This window comes from Sphingobium anseongense (assembly GCF_037725245.1).
Taxonomy (GTDB): domain Bacteria; phylum Pseudomonadota; class Alphaproteobacteria; order Sphingomonadales; family Sphingomonadaceae; genus Sphingobium.
Genome location: NZ_JBBJUL010000001.1, coordinates 438898 through 455871 on the forward strand (window position 1 = coordinate 438898; position 16974 = coordinate 455871).

17 protein-coding genes are annotated in these 16974 nt (G+C 65.2%); 6 read left to right on the forward strand and 11 right to left on the reverse strand.

Features of this window, described 5'->3' with window-relative positions:
* Positions 1-84 precede the first annotated feature (84 nt).
* A complete protein-coding gene (locus tag WG908_RS02165) occupies positions 85-1254 on the reverse strand; it encodes a serine hydrolase (protein ID WP_340184988.1) in 1170 nt (389 codons plus the stop codon).
* Positions 1255-1459: 205 nt separating this feature from the next.
* Between WG908_RS02165 and WG908_RS02170 the strand changes: the two genes are divergently transcribed.
* Complete coding sequence (locus WG908_RS02170) at positions 1460-2263, forward strand: alpha/beta fold hydrolase (RefSeq protein WP_340184989.1); 804 nt, start codon at positions 1460-1462, stop codon at positions 2261-2263.
* Positions 2264-2350: 87 nt separating this feature from the next.
* Here the strand turns inward: WG908_RS02170 and nadB are convergent, their stop codons facing one another.
* The 6 genes from nadB to WG908_RS02195 form a co-directional block, all read right to left on the reverse strand.
* Positions 2351-3958 (reverse strand): L-aspartate oxidase, encoded by a 1608-nt coding sequence (nadB, locus tag WG908_RS02175; RefSeq protein ID WP_340184894.1) that lies wholly within the window; start codon positions 3956-3958, stop codon positions 2351-2353.
* Positions 3958-4080: a putative endonuclease domain-containing protein gene (locus WG908_RS16520; RefSeq protein WP_445326644.1), complete on the reverse strand. Its 123-nt coding sequence runs from the start codon at positions 4078-4080 to the stop codon at positions 3958-3960. Before WG908_RS16520 ends, nadB begins: the two co-directional genes overlap by 1 nt.
* A 217-nt stretch (positions 4081-4297) precedes the next feature.
* Positions 4298-5230 (reverse strand): ABC transporter ATP-binding protein, encoded by a 933-nt coding sequence (locus tag WG908_RS02180; protein ID WP_340184895.1) that lies wholly within the window; start codon positions 5228-5230, stop codon positions 4298-4300.
* A gap of 44 nt (positions 5231-5274) precedes the next feature.
* The gene (locus WG908_RS02185) at positions 5275-6351 is read right to left on the reverse strand and encodes a M48 family metallopeptidase (RefSeq protein WP_340184896.1); all 1077 of its coding nucleotides are present in this window, start codon (positions 6349-6351) and stop codon (positions 5275-5277) included.
* 9 nt (positions 6352-6360) lie between these two features.
* Entirely contained in the window at positions 6361-7422 is a 1062-nt protein-coding gene (locus WG908_RS02190) for a YjgN family protein (RefSeq protein WP_340184897.1), read from the reverse strand.
* 89 nt (positions 7423-7511) lie between these two features.
* Positions 7512-7949 (reverse strand): ExbD/TolR family protein, encoded by a 438-nt coding sequence (locus WG908_RS02195; protein WP_340184898.1) that lies wholly within the window; start codon positions 7947-7949, stop codon positions 7512-7514.
* 169 nt (positions 7950-8118) lie between these two features.
* Between WG908_RS02195 and thrS the strand changes: the two genes are divergently transcribed.
* The 3 genes from thrS (at position 8119) to WG908_RS02210 (ending at position 11488) form a co-directional block, all read left to right on the forward strand.
* Positions 8119-10101, forward strand: a complete 1983-nt coding sequence (gene thrS, locus WG908_RS02200) for a threonine--tRNA ligase (protein WP_340184990.1) — start codon at positions 8119-8121, stop codon at positions 10099-10101.
* A gap of 127 nt (positions 10102-10228) precedes the next feature.
* Complete coding sequence (gene infC, locus WG908_RS02205; RefSeq protein ID WP_340184899.1) at positions 10229-10762, forward strand: translation initiation factor IF-3; 534 nt, start codon at positions 10229-10231, stop codon at positions 10760-10762.
* A gap of 327 nt (positions 10763-11089) precedes the next feature.
* Positions 11090-11488, forward strand: coding sequence for a nuclear transport factor 2 family protein (locus tag WG908_RS02210; RefSeq protein ID WP_340184900.1), 399 nt, complete (start codon positions 11090-11092; stop codon positions 11486-11488).
* 205 nt (positions 11489-11693) lie between these two features.
* On the opposite strand, the gene tsf is transcribed toward WG908_RS02210, so the two are convergent.
* The gene (gene tsf, locus WG908_RS02215) at positions 11694-12638 is read right to left on the reverse strand and encodes a translation elongation factor Ts (RefSeq protein WP_340184901.1); all 945 of its coding nucleotides are present in this window, start codon (positions 12636-12638) and stop codon (positions 11694-11696) included.
* Between the two features lie 131 nt (positions 12639-12769).
* Entirely contained in the window at positions 12770-13528 is a 759-nt protein-coding gene (gene rpsB / locus WG908_RS02220) for a 30S ribosomal protein S2 (protein WP_340184902.1), read from the reverse strand.
* 252 nt (positions 13529-13780) lie between these two features.
* Between rpsB and WG908_RS02225 the strand changes: the two genes are divergently transcribed.
* Entirely contained in the window at positions 13781-14002 is a 222-nt protein-coding gene (locus tag WG908_RS02225) for a hypothetical protein (RefSeq protein WP_340184903.1), read from the forward strand.
* A 39-nt stretch (positions 14003-14041) separates the two neighbouring features.
* On the opposite strand, the gene WG908_RS02230 is transcribed toward WG908_RS02225, so the two are convergent.
* A complete protein-coding gene (locus WG908_RS02230; protein ID WP_340184904.1) occupies positions 14042-14824 on the reverse strand; it encodes a CDP-alcohol phosphatidyltransferase family protein in 783 nt (260 codons plus the stop codon).
* Positions 14821-15555 carry a phosphatidylserine decarboxylase gene (locus WG908_RS02235; protein ID WP_340184905.1) on the reverse strand — a complete coding sequence of 245 codons (735 nt, stop codon included), beginning with the start codon at positions 15553-15555 and terminating at the stop codon, positions 14821-14823. The genes WG908_RS02230 and WG908_RS02235 overlap by 4 nt, the downstream gene beginning before the upstream one ends.
* A gap of 153 nt (positions 15556-15708) precedes the next feature.
* On the opposite strand from WG908_RS02235, the gene WG908_RS02240 reads away from it, so the two are divergent.
* Positions 15709-16929: an NADP-dependent isocitrate dehydrogenase gene (locus WG908_RS02240; RefSeq protein ID WP_340184906.1), complete on the forward strand. Its 1221-nt coding sequence runs from the start codon at positions 15709-15711 to the stop codon at positions 16927-16929.
* The last annotated feature ends 45 nt before the right edge of the window (positions 16930-16974 follow it).

Below are 16974 nucleotides of genomic sequence, written 5' to 3' on the forward strand. Positions count from 1 at the left end.
TAGCGGACAATCGGGGCGTCCTCCAGTGCGACCCCGTCCCGCAAGGCTATCGCATGTCCGCAAGGCAGACGGATGGACGCGCCCTCACCTCAATTCATGATTGGCCGCAATCGCTTTCGCCACCGCCTGCATCAGGTCCCACCGTTCGGGGATCGGTGCTGTCGTGCTGCCGATCATCACCGCGACGGCATAGGCGGTGCCGTCCGGCGCGGTCATGATGCCGATGTCGTTGAAGCCGGTCGAGCGCGGCCCCAGTTCCTGGCCGGTGCCGGTCTTGTGCAGGTAGCGCCAGTCGCGCGGCACGCCGCCCTTGATGCGTTGCGGGCCGGTCTTGGCTTCCTCCATGATCGACAGCAGCAGACGGGTGGAGCCGGGCGAGAGCATGTCGCCTTCGCGCAGCTTGGCAAGAGCGGCGACGATCGAGGAGGGCGCCGCGCCATCGGGCGGGCTGGCGAGATAATTGTTGAGCGCCTTTTCGCGCACCGCCATCGGCAGCTTGGCGCGCGCGGTGTAGAAATTGCGGCCGATCGAATAATCCTGCCGCCAGTCCAGCCCGGCGGTGGTCGATTGCAGCAGCCGTTCGCCGGGGCCGAAGCGAATATTGCCGATCATCCGCCGCGCCAGGAAAGCGCGCACCGCATCCGGGCCGCCCGCCGCGCGCAACAGGGCGTCGTTGGCGGTATTGTCGCTTTGCGTCATCGCCCGGCGCATCAGGTCGATATAGGTGGTCGTCCAGCCCATCGTGCCGACATTGGCGGCGCTGGGCTGGTGAAACAGGGTCAGGTCCGACCGGGTGATGGTGGTCGAGCCGGCGAGGCTCAGCTTGCCGCGGTCGACCGCGTCGAGGAAGGTCATCGCCACCCACAGCTTCGACACGCTCTGCTGCGGAAACAGCGCGGTGCCGTTATGCGCGACGGTCCAGTCGCTGCCGATGCGGCGAACGGCGATGCCGACCTGGCCGCGAAAGGTGGTGCCAAGCGAGCGGATGACGCTGACCAGCGCCGGCGGGGGCGTTTCGCGCTGGTCGATGTCGCGATAGGGCAGCGGCGGGTTGGCGACGGGGCGCGGCGGATCGGTCGCGGTCGTCGGCTGGACAGTGCGGATCGGCACGTCGAGCCGCTTGGTGGGTCGGGCCTGCGCGCCCGGCGATTGCGGCGCGCTGACACATGCCGACACGGCGGTCACCAGCAATATCAGCCGGGCAACACCCCCGGCACGCGGGCGCAACAATTGCCCGAACCCTTCGAAACGCATCAAAATCCCCGCTTTCAACAAGGACCATAGGGGCTATGACCCACCTCGCCGTGCAAGCCCGATGCGACGAATGATAGGACTGGCGCGATGTAAGGAGTCTGAACGGGGAACCTGCGCGCTCATTTTCGGTTCAGGGCGGTCCGGGCAAGGGGGTGGAATGAGCATGGTCGAACCTGTGAGCCGGCGCCTGTGGCTGGGCGGGCTGATGGCGATGGCGGTGTTGCCGCGCGCGGCGGCGAGCGCGGCGGCAGCGGGCGCGCCCTTTTCGTCCCGCCGGATCATGGTGACGGTACGGGGGAGCGGGCCTGACGTGTTGCTGATCCCCGGCCTCGCCAGCGGACCGGGGGTGTGGAACGGCGTGCTGGCGGCGCTGCCGGGCTATCGTTTCCACCTGGTGCAGTTGCGCGGTTTTGCGGGGCTTGCGCCCGACCTCAACCGCAGCGGGCCGCTGATCGCGCCGGTCGCCGACGAGATCGCGCGCTATGTGGCGCAGGCGGGCCTGAGGCGACCGGCGGTGGTCGGCCATTCGATGGGCGCCACGCTGGCGATGATGCTGGGGCTGCGCGGGGTGGCAGGGCGAGTCATGGCGGTCGACATGCTGCCGGCGGGCGCGGGCATGGTGGGCGGCACCGCGAGCGGGATGGGCTATCTGGCCGATCAGCTGAGCCAGTATTTCACCGGCACCAAGGCGGGGCGCGCCTATCTGGCGCAGATCGTCGAGCAGGCGCCGGGGGCGAAGGGCAGCGACCCCGATGTCATCGCCAATGCGCTGCGCGACCTTGCGAACATCGATCTTGGCCCGCAACTGGCGCGGATGGGGGTACCGCTGAGCGTCGTCTATGCGGTGGGGGCCGATGGCGCACAGGCAGCGGAGATCGGGCGGCGGTTCCGCGCGGCCTATGCGGCCAAGAAGGATACGGCGCTGACCGCGATCGGGCCAAGCGGACATATGGTGATGAGCGAACAGGCCGCACGGTTCAACGCCGCGCTGCGGGGGTTCTTGCGGTAGGTTTCTGCGCGCCCCCGCCCGGCCTCCCACAGTGTATTCTGAATGGGAGGCCGGGTGGGGGCGCGGGCCGGTGCCGCCTTCCCGAAATCAAGGCGCGATCACCGTGTCGATCGCTTCGGGCAGCGTGTCGGGATAGTCGAGCGTGAAATGCAGGCCCCGGCTTTCCTTGCGGTGGAGCGCGGAGCGGACGATCAGGCGGCCGACCTCCAGCAGGTTGCGCAGTTCGATGAGGTCCGGGGTGACGCGGAAATTGCCGTAATAATCGTCGACCTCCTGCGCCAGCAGGGCGATGCGGTGCTGGGCGCGCTCCAGCCGCTTGGTGGTGCGCACGATGCCGACATAATCCCACATGAAGCGGCGGATTTCGCGCCAGTTATGCTGGACGATCACTTCCTCGTCGCTGTCCGTCACACGGCTTTCATCCCACGGGCGGATCGGCGGCGCGACGGGCAGATCATCCCAATGGGCGCGGATATGCCGGGCGGCCGCTTCGCCGAACACGAAACATTCGAGCAGCGAGTTGGACGCCAGCCGGTTGGCGCCGTGCAGGCCGCTTTCGGTGACTTCCCCGGCGGCATAGAGGCCGGGCAGATCGGTGCGGCCATCGAGGTCGATGACGACGCCGCCGCAGGTATAATGTTGCGCCGGGACCACCGGGATCGGATCGCGGGTGATGTCGATGCCAAGATCGAGCAGGCGCGCGTGGATGGTGGGAAAATGGTGCCGCACGAAGTCGGGCGGCTGGTGGCTGATGTCGAGATGGACATAGTCGAGGCCAAGGCGCTTGATTTCATGGTCGATGGCGCGGGCGACGACATCGCGCGGGGCCAGTTCGCCGCGGGCATCGAAGCGGGGCATGAACCGCTCGCCGCCGCCGGGGACGCCGGGAGGCAGCTTGAGCAGGCCGCCCTCGCCGCGCACCGCTTCGGTGATCAGGAAATTCTTGACCTCCAGATGGTAGAGGCAGGTCGGGTGGAACTGGTTCATTTCCATGTTGGACACGCGGCAGCCCGCGCGCCAGGCCATGGCGATGCCGTCGCCGGTGGCGCCGCGCGGGGCGGTGGAGAAGAGATAGGTGCGCCCCGCCCCGCCGGTGCACAAAATCGTCGCGCGCCCGAGCAGCGCGTCGACATGCTTGGTCGCCTTGTTGAAGGCATAGACGCCCCAGACATGGCCGTCGCCCGAATAGCGCACGCCATGGCGGCTGGTGATGAGGTCGACCGCGACCATGTCCTCGCACAGGGTGATGTTGGGGTTGGCGCGCGCCGCCTTGAGCAGCGCGACCTGCACCGCGTGGCCGGTGGCGTCATCGACATGGACGATGCGGCGGTGGCTGTGGCCGCCCTCGCGCGTCAGGTGCCAGCGCTCGCCGAACGCCTCGCCCGCGTTGAAGGGCACGCCGAGCGCGGCGAGCCGTTCGATCGCGGCGGGGGCGTTGGAAACGACGAATTCGACCGTCGCGCGATCGTTGAGGCCCGCGCCCGCGACCATCGTATCTTCGACATGGGCGTCGAAACTGTCGCCGCCGTCGAGCACGGCGGCGATCCCGCCCTGCGCCCAGTTGGTCGAACCGCCGTCGAGCGCGCCCTTGGCCAGCACCAGCACCTTGCGATCCTGCGCCAGGTTGATGGCAGCGGTCAGGCCGGCGGCGCCGGACCCGATGATGATGACGTCGTGAATCGTTGTGGTGGGCATTATCCGATCAGCTCCCCTCCCGCTTGCGGGAGGGGCCGGGGGTGGGCCTGCGCAAGGGCGGTTTTGATATGCGCTATGACGCCTTCAAGATTTTCCATCACATCGGCATAGGAAAAGCGCAAGATTTGATAGCCTTGGGCGCGGCAGTAATCGTTTCGCCGCGCAATTTTCGGCCGAGCTTTCGGTTGCCGAGTTGTTGCCAGAGCGGGCGTTCCGGGGCGGAGGCGGCGGTGCGCAGTGCCTTTGCGCGCGACGTGTGGCGTGGTTTGACAGGTTGCGCCGTCCTACCCCCTGGCCCCTTCCCGCCAGCGGGAGGGGGAACAGAAGAGGTTTCGTCTCTCACGCCGCCGCCGTCAGATGCAGGAACACATCCTCCAGGTCGGGATCGCGCGTGACCACGTCGACGATGGCGAGGCCGCTGGCCTGCACGGCGCTCAGCACCTGTCCCGCATTGGCGCGGTCCTTCATATAGGTGATGGTCAGGGTGCGGTCGCCGGACAGTTCGACCTTTTCGAAACAGGGCGCGGCAGGCGGCGTGGCGATGTCGCGGTCGACCGTCACCTGCACCACCTTTTCCTGCGCCATGTTGACCAGTTCGCGGGTCGGCTTGTCGGTGATGACGCGGCCATGGTTGATGATGGCGATACGGTCGCACAATTCTTCGGCCTCTTCCAGATAGTGCGTCGTCAGGACGATGGTGACGCCGGCGGCGTTGAGTTCCTTCACATAGGCCCAGAGCTGCTGGCGCAACTGCACGTCGACCCCGGCGGTCGGTTCGTCCAGCACCAGGATCGGCGGGCTGTGCACCATGGCCTTGGCCACCAGCAGCCGCCGCTTCATGCCGCCCGACAGGGTACGCGCATAGGCGTGCGCCTTGTCTTCCAGATGCACCGCGCGCAGCAATTCCATCGACCGCCGCCTGCCCTTGGGCACGCCGTAGAAGCCGGCCTGGTTCTCCAGCGTTTCGAAGGGCGTGAAAAAGGGGTCGAACACAATTTCCTGCGGCACGATGCCGATGCTGTTCTTGGCATTGCGCGGATTGGCGTCGATGTCGAAACCCCAGATGCTCGCCGACCCGCTGGTCTTGTTGACCAGACCGGCCAGGATGTTGATCGTCGTCGACTTGCCCGCGCCATTGGGTCCGAGCAGGCCGTATATCTGCCCGCGCGGGATCGACAGCGAAACGGCGTCGAGCGCCAGCTTGCCGCCCTTGTAGACCTTTGTCAGGTCGCGGATTTCGATGGCGGCTTGGGGTGTCGGGGTATCGGTCATCGCCGGGACATAATGCGGCGGCAGGAGCGAGGGAAGGCGCAGCGTCAGAAAAGCGCGTCCCGCCCCTTCGCAACGTTCGGATCGGCGGTGCAGGAGGCGCGCAGCGCGCGCCATTGGACGGGGTCGAGCGCGGGGCGATAGCGGACGCCCTTTTGCACGGCATTTTCGAAGCGTTTGCGCCGGTCGGCCGAAAGCGGGTGCGAGGACAGCCAGCTCATCGCCTGCGCGCCCCGCCCCGCATCCCCCGTGCCGCCCATGCGCGTGAAGAAGCCGGCTGTTGCGGCGGGGGAAATCGCGGCGGCGCGCAATTGATCGATCGCCACGCCATCGGCCGCGCTTTCCGCCTTGCGGCCGTAGCTGAGCGCGAGCACGCCGTTCAGATAGCCGCCGGCATTGCCGCTGAACCCGCCCAGCACGACGCTGAGGCCCAGTTGGCGAACCAGCCCGGTCATCGTGTCGCGATTGCGGACATGGCCAAGTTCATGGCCCAGCACGCCAGCAATCTCGTCGGCCGAGCCGGCCTTCTGGATCAGCCCGTCGAACAGGATGATGCGACCGCCCGGCAGGGTCACGGCATTTTCCATCGGAATATTGGCAAGCGAAACGTCGCGCGCTTCGCCGCCGGGGTCGATCCGCGCCACCAGCGCGCGCAGCGCGGCGTCCCCGGCGGGCGTATGGCACAGGCGGCCGCCGAAATCGCCGACCATCGCGTCACCCATGCGGTTTTCCCACGCCCGCGGGATCAGTGGCGCCACCCAGCCGGGCGTTTCGAGCACGACCCAGACCAGCAGCCCGGCGATGACGGTAAAGGCCGCCGCCGCTCGCCAGAAGCCCAAACGGTCGATCCAGCGGCCATAACGCTCGGGCCGGGGGAGATGCGCGGCGATCTCGGCCGGCGCCTCACCGGCAAAGCCCATGCGCCAGCCGGGGATGGCGCGATGGCCATAGGCGCTGCGCCCGCCCTCCGTGCCGATCACGGTCAGGTCGGCCCAGTCGACCGGAACGCCGGTCCAGTCGCTGTCCGATTGCGCGAGCGCGAAGCCCCCCTCGCGCGGATGCAGCACCACGATGCGCCGCAATGCGCTGACGCCGTCATAATGCCAGAGCAGGAAAGCGTTCATGCGCGGGGTTCAGAATGCCCCGACATCGAACGCATCCAGCAGGCCTTCGCCATGGCTGGCGGTCCGGGTCTGCGACTGGGTGAGTTCGTCGGTATGGATTTCCCCGGTCACGCCCAGATGGGTGATGAAGAATTTCCAGTGGCGATATTGCAGGAAGATCGCCCCGATGCCCAGCGTGGCGATGACCAGCGCGATATCGCCCAGGAACAGCATCAGCCATTCGCGTGTCCTGGCATAAAAGTGGAAGTTGAGGCCCGCGAGCGAGAGGCCATCGACCGCTACGCGGAAAAATTTGGCGTAGAAGGCGAGCGCGACGAGACCAAGGGCGATATAGAAGCCGAAGATCAGAATCCCGGCCACGATGATGAAACCGGCGGCCCCGGCAGGCGCGCCCCGCTGATTGATCGCCATGACGGCAATGCCAACGAACAGCAGGATCGGCAACAGATAGAAAAGCAGGAACCGCTTCATCGTCGGGCCATGCTCTCCCGCCGATTCGAACCGGTGCGGGCCGAAGCTCATTGCGTTCCAGCGTTCGTTCCACAGCGACATCATCGACCAGGGAATCATGAGGCCGAGCGCCAGGCTGCCGACGAACGTCTTCCACAGATAGGAGACGCCATAGCCAAAGCCGTTATCGTCGCTGCCGCCGCGTATGCCGTGCCACCAGCTGCGGCTGAGGCGATAGCGCAGCGCACGGAAGCGCGCGAGGCCGATCATGTACATGATCGTGAGGACAGACGCGAAGGTGAGGAGGCCGGCAATGCCCACCCGCCCTTGCAGGATCAACGCCTGCGCGCCGAACTGGAGGACGAAGAAAGGCAGGCCGAGCAGCAGCAGCACCATCAGGAAGCCCACGAACAGTTCCTTGCCGGTGCCGGTCCATTCAAGCTGGTCGTCGATGAAACGGGTGCGCGACCAGAGATAGCGGCGCGTCCGCGTCGTCGCCCAGAAGCGATAGATGCCCAAGGTGACGATGGTCAGCGCCAGATTGGTGAAGGCGATCGGCGCATATTCGCGCCAGCTTCCCTCAAACGCAAAGCCTTCACGGCCGATCTGATCTTCGTCCATGCGTCACCCCCCATAGTCCCCGACACGCAGCAGACTATGGGGCGACGAAACCGTCAAGGCAAATTGGAGCCGGCACGCGCCATGATCGTTCAGAACTGCGAATAGCGCTCGTTGCCCACGAAGCCCAATTTGGTCACGCCCGAGCGCCTGATATCGGCCAGCACTTCATCGACCGCCAGATAGCGGGCGTTGGCGTCGGGTTCGAACTGCAATTCGGGTTCGACCGGCATGTCGAGCGTGCGCGCAAGATAACGACGCAACGTCAGGCGATCGATCGGCGCGCCGTTCCACCGGACCATGCCGGCGGCATCGATGGTGAGCCGGTTCTTGACCGGATCGGGAAGATGCGCGGTGCGATCGTCCGGTGTCGTGGGCAGATCGATGCCAACGCTGTGAGTCTGGATCGGGATGGTGATGATGAACATGATCAACAGCACCAGCATGACGTCGATCAGCGGGGTGGTATTCATCTCGCTCATCGGGCCGGCGTCGTTGCCGGTGGAAGCAGGCTTTGCCGCAATCGCCATCGAACCTCTCCTTTTTTAGGTTATGATATAACATCATATGTGCACCCATTGCCGTCCGCCCGCAAGCCCCCCCTTCCCTTGACAGTCACACCCGCCCATTTAAGGGGAGAGGCCCGGAAATTCCGGCGCCTTTTGCCCATCCCCGAGAAAGCGATTCCCTGTGTCTGCCATGCTGAAGATCACCCTGCCCGACGGTTCCGTTCGCGAAGTCGCGCCGGGCACCACACCGGCGGACATTGCGGCGGCGATCGGGCCGGGCCTTGCCAAGGCGGCGATCGCCGCGCGCGTCGATGGCGAGTTGCGCGACATCATGCGCCCGCTGGAGGCGGACGCACAGCTTGCGCTGGTGACGGCGAAGGACGAGGCCGATGCGCTGGAGCTGGCGCGGCACGATTTCGCGCATGTCCTGGCCGAAGCGGTGCAGGCGCTGTTCCCCGGCACGCAGATCACGTTCGGGCCGTCGACCGACGATGGTTTCTACTATGATTTCGCGCCCGCCGAGCGCCCCTTCACCGAGGAGGACCTGCCCGCGATCGAAGCGAAGATGCGCGAGATCATCGCCGCCGACAAGCCGCTGGTGCGCGAGGAGATCGACCGCGACCTGCTGATCGCCAAATGGCGCGCGGCGGGCGAACGCTTCAAGGCGGAATGGGCCGCCGAACTGCCCGATGGCGAAACGCTGACCGTCTATCATTCGGGCAGCGACTGGTACGACATGTGCCGCGGGCCGCATCTCGCCTCCACGGGCAAGCTCGATCCGGCGGCGTTCAAGCTGACGCGCGTATCGGGCGCCTATTGGCGCGGCGACCAGAAAAATGCGATGCTGTCGCGCATCTACGGCACCGGCTGGCTCAACAAGAAGCAGCTCAACGAACATCTGACCCGCCTCGAAGAAGCGGCCAAGCGCGATCATCGCAAGATCGGGCAGGAAATGGACCTGTTCCACCTTCAGGCCGAAGCGCATGGGAGCGTGTTCTGGCATCCCAAGGGCTACCTGATCTGGCGCGAGCTGGAAGCCTATATGCGCCGGGCGATCGACAAGGCGGGCTATCGCGAGGTCAAGACGCCGCAGGTGATGGATGCGCGCCAGTGGGAGCAATCGGGCCATTGGGGCAAATATCGCGAGAATATGTTCGTGATCCCCGACGAAGTCCCCAATGTCGACGACGAAGGGCCGATCGTGTCGGACGATGCCGACTGGATGGCGCTCAAGCCGATGAACTGCCCGGCGCATGTCCTGATCTTTCGCCAGGGCATCAAGTCGTACCGCGACCTGCCGCTTCGCCTGTATGAAAATGGCTGCTGCCATCGCAACGAGCCGCATGGCGCGCTGCACGGCCTGATGCGCGTGCGCCAGTTCACCCAGGACGACGCCCATATCTTCTGCCGCGAGGACCAGATCGTCGAGGAGGTGCGCGCTTTCTGTGCCCTGGCCGACCGGATCTACAAGGATTTCGGCTTTACCTATTCGATCAAGCTGGCGCTGCGCCCGGAGAAGCGCTTCGGCAGCGAAGAGATGTGGGACATGGCCGAGACCGAGCTGCGCGCGGCGGTGGTCAGCGCCGGTCTCGCGACCGCCGATCATGGCTGGGAGGAACTGCCCGGCGAAGGCGCTTTCTACGCGCCGAAGCTGGAATGGCACCTGACCGACGCGATCGGGCGGACGTGGCAGGTCGGCACGATCCAGTCGGACCGCGTGCTGCCCGAACGGCTGGACGCCAGCTATGTCGCCGAAGATGGCGAGCGCCACCGGCCGGTGATGCTGCACCGCGCGATATTCGGCAGCTATGAGCGGTTCATCGGCATATTGGTCGAACATTTCGCGGGCCGGTTGCCGCTGTGGCTTGCGCCGGTGCAGGCGGTGGTGGCGACAATCGTGTCGGACGCCGACGATTATGCGGGCCAGGTGGTCGAGCGGCTGAAAGCGGCCGGTATCCGCGCCGAACTCGACGTGCGCAACGAGAAGATCAACTACAAGGTGCGCGAACACAGCCTGGCCAAGGTGCCCAACCTGCTGGTCGTCGGCCGGCGCGAGGCGGAAGAGGGCACGGTCGCTCTGCGCGTGCTGGGCAGCGAGGGCCAGACGATGCTGGGACTGGACGATGTGATTTCCCGGCTTGCAAATGAAGCGCTGCCGCCCGATATGCGTTGAGGCAGCAATGCCACAGGGTTCGTGATTCCGCTGGTGCGGAGGCGCGGACCCCTTTGCGCTTTGCATAAAAGCCGCTAAGAGCCGTTCGTTTTTCACGACCACAGGAGAGTCTGCTATACGTCCCCCGATGATGCGCCGCCCGCTGGCGCCGCCGCCGAAGTCCGGCCCTCGCTACAATGAATTCATCACCGTGCCCAAGGTCCGCGTGATCGACGAGGAAGGCGAAAATCTGGGCGTGATGTTCACGCAGGAGGCGATCGAGCAGGCCGCCGATGTCGGCCTGGACCTGGTCGAAGTGTCGCCCACCGCCGACCCGCCGGTGTGCAAGTTCCTGGACATCGGCAAGTTCAAGTACGAGGCCCAGAAAAAGGCCAACATCGCCCGCAAGACCCAGAAGACGCAGGAACTCAAAGAGATCAAGATGCGTCCGAACATCGACGATCATGATTATGATACGAAGATGAAGAAGGTCCATGATTTCATCGGCGACGGCGACAAGGTGAAGATCACCCTGCGTTTCCGCGGCCGCGAACTCAGCCACCAGCAACTTGGCATGGCCCTGTTGCAGCGGGTGGCGGAAAATGTCGCCGAAGTCGCCAAGGTCGAAGCCTATCCCCGCATGGAAGGCCGCCAGATGCTGATGGTGCTCGCGCCGAAATAAGCGCGCGCTGTCCGGCGTGAGACAGATGGGGGCGGTCCCGCGAGGTGCCGCCCCTTCCGTGTCTGCCGATGCCGACGAGTGGCGCATGTGCGGCGCGCGCCGATCATCCCGCTGCCGACTGAGGCGCACGGGCCGGTCGGCTTCCATGCCGGGTCATGGCCCGCCGATCCCGCCCGGCAGCCAATTATTTTCATGGTCGCAATCGCTTTCGGCCTTCCGGCTCTCTATATCCGTTCCCTGCCCGAAAGGCGGGCCGATGATCCGCGCGAAAGCGTGTCAGGCCTTGACGCCGATGCTCATCATCATGTCGAAAAAAGGGAGAAGCCGATGTCGACCACGCAAGAGAATGTTTCCAGTGTCACGGCCTTTTTGAATGCGATGAGCACAAGCGACGTCGAGGGCGTCAAGGCGCTGGCATCGGACGGTTTTGAATATTGGGTTGCGGGGCGCACGCCGCTGTCCGGCACCAGCAATCTGGCCCAGCTCACGGCGGCGATGCCAGAGTTTGGCAAGGCTTTCCCGAACGGGCTGCGCATCAGCATGACGGGCACCACCGCCGAGCATCGGCGGGTCGCGGTGGAAGCTGAGGGATCCGGCATCACCGCCGACGGCAAGACATACGAGAATGTCTATCATTTCCTGTTCATATTCGACGACGCCGGCAAGATCGCGAAGGTGCGCGAATATATGGACACCGCCCATATCATGGAAACCTTCGGGCAGTGAAGCACGGCGGCAGCACCGCCCGTTCCTGCCCGATTTCGCCCGATGCCCCGGCGACGCGGACATGATGGCGCTGCCCTGACATGAAATGGGGGGAGCACCATTTCGGCGCCCCCCCCATTTCAAACGCTCCAGCCGTGGCGCGGGGAGCACGGGGCTTTCCGCGACATTCGGCCCGATCCTTCCCGGCGAGCGGGAAGGATGAAAATCAGACCCCGGCGGCGGCGGCCACTTCGGCGGCGAAGTCGCTGACTTCCTTTTCGATGCCTTCGCCCAGCTGGAAGCGGACATAGCTGGTCAGCGTGATCGACTTGCCCGCGTCCTTCGCCGCCCTGGCGACGACGTCGGCGATCGGGGTCTTGTTGTCCATCACGAACAGCTGGCTCAGCAACGCCTGCTCCTTGGCGAACTTGGCGACCGATCCGTCGAGACGCTTGGCGAGGATGTCGGCGGGGATTTCCTTGCCGGCCTTGGCGGCTTCCTCGGTCGCCTTTTCAGCGGCGATGGCGCGTTCGCGCTCCAGCAGGGCGGGGTCGATGTCGGCCGCCGACAGCGCCAGCGGGAAGGCCGCGGCGATGTGCATCGCGATCTGCTTGCCAAGCGGCTCCAGCACGTCGGCGGGCGCATCGCCTTCCAGCCCGACGAGCACGCCGATCTTGCCCAGGCCCGGCGCCGCGGCATTATGGACATAGGAGACGACGACGCCCTGGGCGACTTCGACCTGGGCCACGCGGCGCAGCGTCTGATTTTCGCCGATGGTGGCAATGTTGGCCACCAGCTTTTCCGACACGGTGCCGCCCGAAGGATAGGCCTGCGACGCCAGCGCATCGGCTTCGGTCACGCCGCTGTTCAGCGCGATGCCGGCAACGGTGCGGACGAAATCCTGGAACTGGTCGTTCTTGGCGACGAAGTCGGTTTCGCTGTTCACTTCGACGGCAACGCCCCGCGTGCCGGCGACGGCGACGCCGACCAGCCCTTCAGCGGCGGTGCGGCTCGACTTCTTCTGCGCGGCGGCGAGGCCCTTGGCGCGCAGCCAGTCGCTTGCCGCTTCGATATCGCCATTGGCTTCGGTGAGCGCCTTCTTGCAATCCATCATGCCCGCGCCCGAACGGTCGCGCAGTTCCTTGACGGCGGCAGCGGTAATTTCGGCCATGCTTCGGCTCCTAGTCTTTTAGGGTTTCCATATGCAGGAGGGCGCGTTCCGTGCGGAGCGCGCCCTAGCCTGTCAGTCTTGCAATCTGGAGACAGCCACGCCGCGGATGCGGGTGACAGGTCCCCAAAAGCTTACGCCTGCGCGGCGATCTCTTCGGCTTCGGGCTCGTCGAGCGCGCCCAGATCGATGCCGGAGGCCTGCTGCGCGCCACGGTTGCCCTTGGTCGCGGCGGCGGCGATCGCATCGCAATAGACGCGGATGGCGCGGCTGGCGTCGTCATTGGCGGGAACCGGGAAGGCGATGCCGTCGGGCGACACGTTCGAATCGAGGATCGCGACGACCGGAATACCCAGCGTGTTGGCTTCCTTGATCGCCAGTTCTTCCTTGTTGGCGTCGATCACGAACATGACATCGGGGATGCCGTTCATGTCGCGGATGCCGCCCAGCGACATTTCCAGCTTCTCGCGCTCGCGAGTCATCTGGAGCACTTCCTTCTTGGTGAGGCCGTGGGTGTCGCCCGACAGCTTCTCTTCGAGGGTCTTGAGACGCTTGATCGACCCCGAAATCGTCTTCCAGTTGGTGAGCATGCCGCCCAGCCAGCGATGGTTGACGAAATGCTGGCCCGACTTGCGGGCGGCCTCCGCGATCGGTTCCTGCGCCTGGCGCTTGGTGCCGACGAACAGCACCTTGCCGCCGCTGGCGACGCTGGCCGAAACGAAGTCGAGCGCGCGCGCGAACAGCGGCACGGTCTGCGACAGGTCAAGGATGTGGATGCCGTTGCGCTCGCCGAAGATGTACGGCTTCATGCGCGGATTCCAGCGGTGGGTCTGGTGGCCGAAATGGGCGCCAGCCTCGATCAATTGCTGAATGGTGACGACAGGGGCCGCCATAAGTCTTTCTCCTTCCGGTTGAACCTCTGGGAATCGGGAACCGGCAAGCGCCTGAAAGGCACGCCCGGCACCGGATATGGTGATTCCCATGTGGAATGGCTGCGCCTTAGCCCCGCGAAAAGCGCATTGCAAGGCTTGACACGGCGCCAAAACCGGAACATAAAGTGAACAAACGGAACAAAGGCGCCCAGTTGCCGTTTGATCCGTCATTGTAGGGCAAGCCGTGCATGCGGCAAGACGAAAGTTTGAGATATGTTCGCAATCGTTGCCGGTCTCGTCTTTTCCGCCGCCTTCATCCTGGCTGCGTTCGTCATCGTCATGATGCTGGCGGCCTATCGGGACAAGATGATCGCTGCTTTGCTGTTCGAGCCTATTCCGCAAACCGCGCCGGTCTATACCCTGCGCGTCAGGCGCCCCCGCATGGTGCCGGCGCTTCGCCCGATTGCCCGCCCATCGGGCGCGCTGGCGGCGTAGCCGGGATCACGCCAGCCCGGTTGCGCCAGTTGGATTGCTTCACGCCTGTCCGGTCAGGGCATCCTGCTGGCGACGCGCCCTGGAATAGCTCATCATGCCCGCCGGTATCATCGCGACATAGATGAGGCTGATGCCCGACAAGGTGAGCCACGGATCGGTGATGAGCAGCGCGGCGAGCAGCCCCGCCAGCGCGATCACCTCCAGCCGGATGCGCTTGCGCAGCCGCAGCGCCGACCAGCTGTAGGTGGCAATGTTCGACAGCATCAGGAACGCGACGAAGGCGAGCCAGGGCGCGACCACATACCAGGCGCGAAACAGTTCGGTGCCGGTGACCAGCCACAGATAGAGCGGCACGAACGCCAGCCCCGCGCCGGCGGGCGCGGGCACGCCGGTCAGGAAGCCGGCTGATTTGTGCGGCTGGATATCCGCGTCGATATTGGCATTGAAGCGAGCGAGCCGCAGCGCGCAGGACAGGGCATGGGCGAGCGCGAAGATCCAGCCGAACTTGGGCATCGCGTGCAGCGACCAGAGATAGAGGATCAGCGCCGGGGCGACCCCGAACGCGATCGAATCGGACAGCGAATCCAGTTCCGCGCCGAAGCGGCTTTCGCCGCGCAACAATCGCGCGATGCGGCCGTCCAGCCCATCGAGCACGCCCGCGATCAGGATGGAGAGGACAGCGCGTTCCCATTCCCCCGAAATGCCGTAGCGCACCCCGGTCAGGCCAAAGCAGAGCGCCATCGCGGTGACGGCGTTGGGGGCCACCATGCGCAAGGTGATGCCCCGGCGCAGGCCGGCCGGAATGGGGCGCCGCTGCCTCATTGCTGGATGCCGGCGATCGTGCGCGAATCGCCGATCTGGCCGAGGATCGTTTCGCCCGCGACGGTGCGCTGGCCAAGCACGACGCGGGGCGCGGTGCCGGCGGGCAGATAGACGTCGACCCGGCTGCCGAAGCGGATGAGGCCGATGCGCTGACCGGCCGCGACCATGTCGCCCGGCTTCACGAACGGCACGATGCGCCGCGCGACCAGCCCCGCGATCTGGGTGAAGCCGATTCGCACGCCGTCATGGCGTTCGACCAGGATATGCTGGCGCTCATTATCCTCGCTGGCCTTGTCGAGATCGGCATTGAGGAATTTGCCCGAAATATAGACGACCGCCTTGATGGCGCCGCCGATCGGGGTGCGGTTGATATGAACGTCGAACACGCTCATGAAAATGGAAACGCGGATCATCGGCTGGTCGCCCAGACCGTCGACGCCGGCCATTTCGCGCGGCGGGGGCACGCGCTGGATAAGAGTGACCAGGCCGTCGGCGGGCGCGATGATCGCCCGGTCGTCCTGTGGCACCGCGCGGACCGGATCGCGGAAAAAGGCAAGCACCCAGGCGGTGACGATCAGCATCAGCCAGCCCAGCACGTCCCAGCCCAGGATGAAGAGCAGGCCGGTGATGCCCGCCGCGACCAGGCCGAATTTCACGCCTTCGCGATGCACCGCCGGGAAGCGCCACTTGACGTTGCCGCCCGCAGCGAGGGTAATCTCGTTATTGTCCATGGCACCGTCTTTAGGGAGAGACCCGCCCCCTGACAACGACCGATGCCCCGCTGTGGGTCCAAACCTGTCCAGAACAGTTGAACATTGGCGCCTCTTTGCCTAGGGCTGGCACGCATTCCATCCCAAGCACAGCACAGAAAGCGAACCAGGCGCATGGCGAAGATCAAGGTCAAGAACCCAGTCGTAGAGATTGACGGCGACGAGATGACACGGATCATCTGGCAATGGATTCGCGAGCGCCTGATCCTCCCCTACCTCGACATCGACCTTAAATATTACGACCTGAGCGTCGAGAAGCGCGACGAGACGAACGACCAGATCACCGTCGATTGCGCCAACGCGATCAAGCAATATGGCGTCGGCGTGAAGTGCGCGACCATCACCCCCGACGAACAGCGAGTCGAGGAATTCAACCTCAAGTCGATGTGGAAATCGCCCAACGGCACCATCCGCAACATCCTGGGCGGCGTCGTTTTCCGCGAACCGATCGTCATCCGCAACGTGCCGCGCCTGGTGCCCGGCTGGACCGACCCGATCGTCATCGGCCGCCATGCGTTCGGCGACCAGTATAAGGCGACCGACTTCCTGATTCCCGGCCCCGGCAAGCTGCGCATGGTGTGGGACGGCGAAAATGGCGAAAAGATCGAAAAGGAAGTGTTCGACTTCCCCGGCGCCGGCGTCGCCATGGGCATGTACAACCTGGACGAATCGATCGCCGATTTCGCCCGCGCCAGCATGAACTATGCGCTCGACCGCGGATGGCCGCTGTACCTGTCGACCAAGAACACCATCCTCAAGGCCTATGACGGCCGTTTCAAGGACCTGTTCCAGGAGGTGTTCGACGCCGAATTCGCCGACAAGTTCAAGGCCAAGGGCATCATCTACGAACATCGCCTGATCGACGACATGGTCGCATCGGCGCTCAAGTGGAGCGGCAAGTTCGTGTGGGCGTGCAAGAATTATGACGGCGACGTCCAGTCGGACACGGTCGCGCAGGGCTTCGGCTCGCTCGGCCTGATGACATCGGTGCTGCTGTCGCCCGACGGCAAGACGGTCGAGGCCGAAGCCGCGCACGGCACCGTCACCCGCCATTATCGCATGCACCAGCAGGGCAAGGCGACCTCCACCAACCCCATCGCGTCGATCTTCGCCTGGACCCAGGGCCTCGCCTTCCGTGGCAAGTTCGACGGCACGCCCGATGTCACCAAGTTCGCCGAAACGCTGGAGCGCGTGTGCATCAAGACCGTCGAAGACGGCGCGATGACCAAGGATCTGGCGCTGCTGATCGGCCCCGACCAGGCATGGATGACGACGGAGCAGTTCTTCGAACAGATCCGCGTCAACCTGGAAGCCGAAATGGGCAAATGGGCGTAAGGGCGCGGAACTGATCCGCGCCTGCGCGGTTCAGTACGGAAACGG